The sequence below is a fragment of the Peptidiphaga sp. genome (assembly GCF_057238965.1).
In genome coordinates this window covers 1-7295 of record NZ_DBHHEV010000107.1, presented here as the reverse complement: position 1 = coordinate 7295, position 7295 = coordinate 1, and the positions used below count along the sequence as shown (strand labels likewise).

The 7295-nt window shown below is 65.5% G+C and carries 5 protein-coding genes; all 5 read right to left on the bottom strand.

Annotated elements, in window-relative coordinates; translation table 11 throughout:
• A partial coding sequence (locus tag ACO48X_RS10175; RefSeq protein ID WP_485001976.1) for a phenylalanine--tRNA ligase subunit beta occupies positions 1-2539 on the bottom strand: 2539 nt, incomplete at its 3' end.
• 1 nt (position 2540) lies between these two features.
• Positions 2541-3716: a phenylalanine--tRNA ligase subunit alpha gene (pheS, locus tag ACO48X_RS10170; protein ID WP_485001975.1), complete on the bottom strand. Its 1176-nt coding sequence runs from the start codon at positions 3714-3716 to the stop codon at positions 2541-2543.
• A 228-nt stretch (positions 3717-3944) separates the two neighbouring features.
• Positions 3945-5513: a YfcC family protein gene (locus ACO48X_RS10165; RefSeq protein WP_485001974.1), complete on the bottom strand. Its 1569-nt coding sequence runs from the start codon at positions 5511-5513 to the stop codon at positions 3945-3947.
• Between the two features lie 138 nt (positions 5514-5651).
• On the bottom strand, positions 5652-6593 hold the full coding sequence (arcC, locus tag ACO48X_RS10160) for a carbamate kinase (protein WP_485001973.1): 942 nt from the start codon (positions 6591-6593) through the stop codon (positions 5652-5654).
• A 74-nt stretch (positions 6594-6667) separates the two neighbouring features.
• The coding region (locus ACO48X_RS10155; RefSeq protein ID WP_485001972.1) for a Rossmann-fold NAD(P)-binding domain-containing protein at positions 6668-7295 on the bottom strand (628 nt) is incomplete at its 5' end.

The following is a 7295-nucleotide window of genomic DNA, read 5'->3' as shown; positions in this document are numbered from 1 at the left end:
CGTCGGAGTCGACGACGAGGGCGATGTCCTCTGTCGCCGCCGGGGCGGTGGTGACCGGCCTCACCTCGAGCGGCGCGGCGCTCGACGTCGCCTTGCCGCCCTCCGCGCCCGTGAGGGCGTCTATGTCGATTTCGAAGGCGACCGATCGGGCTGGCAGCCCCCACGCCTTGCACACAGCGGGCGCGAGTTCGCCGGCGTAGCCGACGGTCCGCCCGTCTTTCGACTGGATGCGTGCGCACCGGCCGGGATGCCAAGGGGCGCACTCAGCGGCCACGGCGGCCACGCCGACCCCGGCGGAGGCGGCGACGCTGAAGGCCGCCTCAATCGCATCCCTCCAGTCCCAGGGTTCAGGCGTGTAGCCGTAGGCGGCCGGCGTCTTCGGACCGCAGGCGACGCCGGCGGCGTGATGGGGCTGGGAGGGGATCGCGCAATGGAGGGCTTTCAACTCGGCGTCGCTCGGCCTTGCGCCGACGCCCGCAGGGGCGGCGGGAACGAGGTTGCCGGGCCGCGTAACGAGGCCCTGCTCGAAAACCGCGACGGACGGATTGGAGCGGGAGACGTTCAGCCGGGCGGTCTCAAGCAGGGAGTCGAGGATCGAGCTGCGCAGGTACGGAGCGTCCTCCTGCAGCGGATTGGCGAGCCGGAGCAGACGGCGGCGCTCGTCGCCCGCGGCGATTCCCTGCCGTTCGAGCGCGTCTGCCGAGATGAACGGATAGGACAGCACTTGGACCCAGCCCTGCTCGGCGAGGCTCCTCGCCGCGTCCCGCCGCGCCCGCTGAGCCGCCGTGGTCCCACGGCCGACGTTCGCGCGGGGCAGCCGAACGGGAATCTCGTCGTAGCCGACGAGCCGGGCCACTTCCTCGACGAAATGGGCGGGGCCGACGAGGTCGGGCCGCCACGTCGGCGGAGTGACCCGCACTGTCTTCTCCCCGCCCGTCGAAGCGCCGTTCTTAGATTTTTCGGCGATAAGTTCTTCAGCGTCGGATTCTTCGGCGACGCCAGAGCCACCGACAGAGCCGTTGCCCGCGGGCGCAGGGCGATCCGCGCTCGGTTCGTCGGATGCGCCGGAGGCTCCGTCCCCGGGGACTTCGACCTTGCAGCCGATCTCCCTCAGAACGTCGATGATGCGCTCGTCGGAAAGGTCAAGCCCGGTCAGCCGCTCCACCTCCGACAGCCGGAAATCTTGCGTTTCGGGCGCAGAGAAAGTCCGCAGGTCGAAAACCTCGTCGCCGGCCGTGCCGCCGCCGTACTCGACGAGCAAATCCACGACATTCTGGGCGGCCACCGGCGGCAGCTCGGGATCCGCGCCTCGCTCGAAGCGCTTGGACGCCTCGCTCGCCAGCTTGTGGCGGCGGGCCGACCTCGCGATGGAGACCGGATCGAAATGCGCGGCCTCGATCAGCACGTTGACGGTTTCGTCTGTGATCTCGGTGTCCGCGCCGCCCATGACGCCGGCTATTCCGAGGACGCGCTCGGCGGCGGCGTCGGTGATGAGGAGGTCCTCGGGGTCGAGGGTGCGTTCGACGTCGTCGAGCGTCGTGTGCCTCTCCCCCGCCCTCGCGCGGCGAACGACGATCGGCCCGCGCATTTTGTCGAGGTCGTAGGCGTGCAGAGGCTGGCCGAGGTCGAGCATGACGTAGTTCGTCGCGTCCACAGCCAGGGAGATCGGCCGCATTCCGGCGGCCGTCAATCTGTCGCGCAGCCACTTGGGGCTTTCGGCCTTCGGGTCGATTCCCCTGACGATGCGCGTGACGAAGCGGTCGCATCCGACGTTGCCGTGAATCGGGGACTCGTCGCGCACCTCGACGGCGAATCCGTTCTCCGTGCCCGAAGGGATCGAATCGGCTTTTTCTGCCGGATCGAGGAAGTTCTGGCGGCTTTCGGGCAGTCCCCGGTCGGTGAACGCGGCGCCCGTCGAGTGGTGGTACTCCCGCGCCACGCCCCGCATGGAGAAACAGTAGCCGCGGTCGGGGGTGATGTTGATTTCCAGCGTCTCCCCGCCGATTCCTAGGTAGGGCAGAACGTCACAGCCGACGCCGGGAAGCTCCTTGGCGGCCTCCTCGTCCCCCGCGGCGGCGAGGACGATGATCCCGTCGTGGTCCTCGCCCAGCCCGAGCTCGAGCGCCGAGCAGATCATCCCGTCAGAGAGATGCCCGTACGTTTTGCGCGCCGAGATGGCGAAGCCTCCGGGAAGGACCGCCCCGGGCAGTGAGACGACGACGTAGTCGCCGACGTCGAAGTTGTGCGCGCCGCAAATAATTCCGCGCGAGGGAAGGTCGCTCGGCTCCTTGCCTGTTCCGGGGGCGTCGTTGTGCTCGCCGACGTCGACCCGGCAGTAGTTGACGACCTTGCCGTTCTTCTGCTTTTCGGGGCTGCGGACAAGCACTTTGCCGACAACGACGGGCCCGGTGACCTCCGCGGAGTGGATCGTCTCCTCTTCCAGGCCGACTTTGACGAGCGCCGCAGCCAGTTCCTGAGCCGTCAGGCCTTCGGGAATCTCGACGTGCTCGGCAATCCATTGCGTGGGTACGAGCGGCATCTCAATTGCCCCTTCCTGTGGTTCCGAACTGGAGGGAGAAGCGCACGTCTCCCTCGACTATGTCGCGCATGTCGGCGATTCCGTGGCGGAGCATGAGGGTGCGCTCCAAGCCCATGCCGAAGGCGAATCCGGTGTACTCGTCGGGGTCGATCCCGGCGTTGCGCAGAACCTCCGGGTTGACCATGCCGCAGCCTCCCCACTCGATCCAGCCGGCGCCGCCCTTCTTTTGCGGGAACCACAGGTCCATCTCGGCGCTCGGTTCGGTGAACGGGAAAAACGACGGCCGCAGGCGCGTCCTGGCCTCGGGGCCGAACATTGCCCGGGCGAAATGGTCGAGCGTGCCCTTGAGGTCGGCCATCGTCAGGCCCTTGTCCACGGCCAAGCCCTCCACCTGGTGGAAGACGGGAGTGTGCGTCGCGTCCAGCGCGTCCGTTCGAAACACCTTGCCCGGGCACGCGATGTACAGCGGGGCGCCGCGCTCGAGCATCTCGCGCCCCTGCACGGGCGACGTGTGCGTGCGCAGCACAAGGCCGGGCTGGGCCTCGACCTCGCCCGCTGTCTTGTCAGACGCACCCGCGCCCTCCGAGGCCCCCGCCGCGCCGGCCGTTCCCTCGCCGTCGGCGGCAGCGACGCCGGCCGCCGCGCCTGCGACGGTCTGCACGCCCGAAACGTAGAAGGTGTCCTGCATCTGGCGAGCCGGATGGTCGGGCCCGAAGTTGAGGGCGTCGAAATTGAACCACTCATGCTCAACCTCGGGGCCTTCGGCGATCTCCCAGCCCATGCCGATGAAAAAGTCGGCGACTTCCTCGACGAGCACGGTGAGCGGATGGCGGGCCCCCCGTGGATTGCGACGCGTGGGGACGGTGACGTCGACCTTCTCCCTTTCCAGAGCGGCCGCGGCCTCTTGGGCCTCGAGCCTGGCCGTCGCCTCGGCCAACGCGGCCTGAATCTGTTTGCGCGCCACGCCCATGAGCTTGCCCGCCACAGGTTTGTCCGCTTTCTCCAATCCTTTTATGAGGGCGTTCGCCCGGGTGACGGGAGCGGCGTCGCCGGAATGGGCGAGCCGGGCCGATTTCAGCTCCGCGAGCGTGGACGCTTCGGCGAACGCCCGCCGAGCCGCCTCGACGGCCTCGGCGACGGCCGCCTCGTCCAACGGGCTGAGAGCTTGTGTGGACATGAGTGCCTTTCCCTAGGTTTCCGCTGAAGATTGTACGTCACGCCTCCCTCGGCGTTCACACGGTCCACGCGGCGAAGCCGCCCGCATTTCCTTTACAACGCAGCGAAAGCGGGGGCGGAAGGGGCATCCCCTCCGCCCCCGCTTCTCCCCTGGCCGTACCGAATGCCGAGACGGAGCCGGAAACCGGCCGGCCCCGCTCTCAAATTGCGGCAGCCCTGGGAGGGGCGACTAGGAGTACACAAGCACCTGGGTGACGAGCATGACCCCGCCGAAGCCGAGGACGAAGACCACCATCGGCCACACGAACTTCAGCCAGGCCGAGAACTTCATGTCCAGCATTTGCAGCGTCGCCATGACCAGACCGGTCGGCGCCAGGAAGAGCATCGCGTATTGGCCCCACTGGTAGGCGCAGACGATGATGAAACGCTCGATTCCCACCGAGTCGCCGAGAGGCGCCATGATCGGCATGGCCAGAACGGCCAGGCCCGAAGAGGACGGCACGACGAAGCCGAGGACGAAGAAGATGAGCATCATCATAATGATGAACACGGGCCCGTTCATGCCCTGAACGAGGTTGGAGGCGCCTTCGAGGAGCGTGTCCGAAATCTTTCCCTCGTTCATAATGGTGTTGATGCCGCGGGCCAGGCCGATGATGAGCGAAACGCCCACCAGGCTGGAGGCGCCGTCCGTGAAAGCGTCGACCAGCTGCTTTTCCTTGAGCCGCTCCTTGCCCGTCGTCACGATGAACATGATGACGATCGTGATCGCCAGGAAGGACGCCGCCATGTCGGGGAACCACCAGCCGAGCTGCATGACTCCGTAGACCATGAGGACGAAGGCCGAGACGAAGAGTATGAGGGTGACCTTCTTGCGCCACGTGAAGTCGCCGGCGGAGTCGCCGACGTCGACGGCCCACTGCTTGTTGAACTTTTCCCGGTCCTCGTAAGTGAGCGAGGCTTTGGGGTTCTTCTTGATCTTGTTGGCGTACCAGTAGAGGTAGAGGATCACCACGACGCCGCCGACGAGGCAGCCCGCCGCGCGCCACCAAATGCCGTCGGTGAATTGGATGCCCGCGGCGTTGGAGGCGATGACCGAAGAGAACGGGTTGATGGTCGAGAACGTCGTTCCCATCGACCCCGCAAGGAAAATCGCCCCGACGCATATGATCGAGTCGTATCCCAGGGCGATGAAGACGGGGCAGAGGATCGGGTAGAAGGCGACGGCCTCCTCCTCCAACCCGCACGTCGTTCCGCCGACCACCATGAATACGGACACGGCGAAGACGAGGGCGAACTCGCGCCCCTTGGTCTTTTTCGTCAAAGCTAAGAGGCCCGATTCAAAGGCCCCCGCCGCTCTGACGACGCCTATCAAACCTCCTAGGACGAAGATGAACACGATGATGTCGATGGCCTCGATCGTGCCCTTGACCATCGACTTGGTCACGTCTTGGACGCCCGCCGGATGGCCTTTGAGCTCCTTGTACGTTCCTGGAACCGAGACGGGCTTAGTCAGTGCCCCGCTCTCGAATTTCTTGAGGGCGATCTTCACGCCGAGTTTGTCGAGGGTCTCCTGCGTGGCAGGCATTGTGTCGACTTTGCCGCTCGGCTCGGTGATGGAGAACGTGTCTCCTTTGTACTCCAATTTGGAATAGGATCCCGCCTGGACGACGTGCGTCGCCAGGACCGTGAGGATGGTGAGGACGAAAAGGATGGTGAATGCACCGGGGAACGTCCACTTTCCCCTCTTCTTTTTCTTTTCCGTTGTGGTGTCCACAACGTCGTTTGTCGTCGTCGACATGATGAAGTTCCCTTCATGGGGGGTGCGGGCCGAGCGCCTGGCGTCGGCCAATCGACGGCCAGCCAGGTGTCAGTAAGCGGCTGGCAGGCTGTCGGCCGGCGTCCCGGCCCGCACCGTGCAGCGACGAAGGTTTCGCCGCTACATCGTTATATATGTGCCAGTTTGTCCGGCGAGGGCGTCCTTTGCCCTCACGAGTGAGGTGATGAGGGCCTTGCGCCCCTCACCCCCTTCGACGAAGTTCAAGCACGCCTCGACTTTGGGGAGCATCGACCCCTTGGCGAATTGATCTTCGTCGATGTGTTTGCGGGCTTCCTCAACGGTCATCGACTCCAGGTCTGTCTGATCGGGTGTGTTGTAGTTCAGGCTGACCCTGTCGACCGCCGTGAGGATGACGAGCAGTTCCGCGCCGATGTCGGAAGCCAGGAGAGCGGCCGAGCGGTCCTTGTCGATGACCGCCGCGACCCCCTTGTACCCGTCGCCGTCCTCGACGACGGGGATTCCGCCGCCGCCGGAGGCGACGACGACGGCGCCCGCATCAATGAGCGTTTTGACCGTTGCGGCCTCGACGATCGCGGACGGCAAGGGAGAGGGAACGACCCATCTCCAGCCGCGGCCGGCGTCTTCCACGTAGGTGTTTCCGGTCTCGGCCATGAGCTCCTTGGCGCGCTCCTCGCTGAAGAATGCACCGCCAGGCTTGGTGGGATTCTGGAAGGCGGGATCTTGCACGTCGACGACGGTCTGCGTGACGACCGAGACGCACTGTTTGTCCGACCCGCGCTTCTTCAATTCCCTTCCGATCGCCTGCTGGAGGTGATAGCCGATGTACCCCTGGGACATCGCGCCGCACTCGGCGAACGGGATAAGCGGCGTTCCGCCCCCCTTGTCCGCAGAGACGTCCGTGGCCACCTTGATCATCCCCACTTGGGGGCCGTTTCCGTGGGTGACCGTGACGTTGTAGCCGCCGTCCATCAGGTCGACGATCGCCTCGGCGGCAGCGCCGATCAGCGTGAGCTGCTCCTCGGGGGTCTTTCCTAGCGCGTTTCCTCCGAGGGCAATGACCATGCGCTTGTCTGATTGCATTCATACTCCTTTGTAAGGGCCGGCCCGCGAGGGGCCGGGACTGTTCGTTCACGCCACAGCGGCGCCCCATGCAGCTACGACAGTGTTGCGTACATGACGGCCTTAATGGTGTGCATGCGGTTTTCCGCCTCGTCCATGACCTTGGACTTGGCAGATCTGAAGACCTCGTCGGAGACCTCCATTTCAGTCACGCCGAACTTCTCGGCGATGTCGGCGCCGATCGTCGTGTTCGTGTCGTGGAATGAGGGAAGGCAATGCATAAAGATTGCCTCGGCGTCGGCCTTCGCCATGACCTGCGCGGTCACGCGGTACGGTTCGAGGAGCTTGATGCGCTTCTCCCAAAGCTCGTCCGGCTCGCCCATGGACACCCAGATGTCCGTGTAGACGACGTGCGCGCCGGAGACGGCCTCGTCGACGTCGTCGGTCAAAGTGATCGTCGCGCCCGTCTCTTCGGCTATCTCGCGGCACTGGGCGACGAGCGACGCCTCGGGCATGAGGTCCTTCGGGCCGCAGGCGACGAAATGCAGGCCCAGCTTGGAGCAGACGACCATGAGCGAGTTCGCCACGTTGTTGCGGGCGTCGCCCATGAAGACGAACTTCAGGCCTTTGAGGCCTCCGGGGAAGTTCTCCTTGACGGTGAGCATGTCCGCGATCATCTGGGTCGGATGGAACTCGGTGGTCAGGCCGTTCCAGACGGGCACC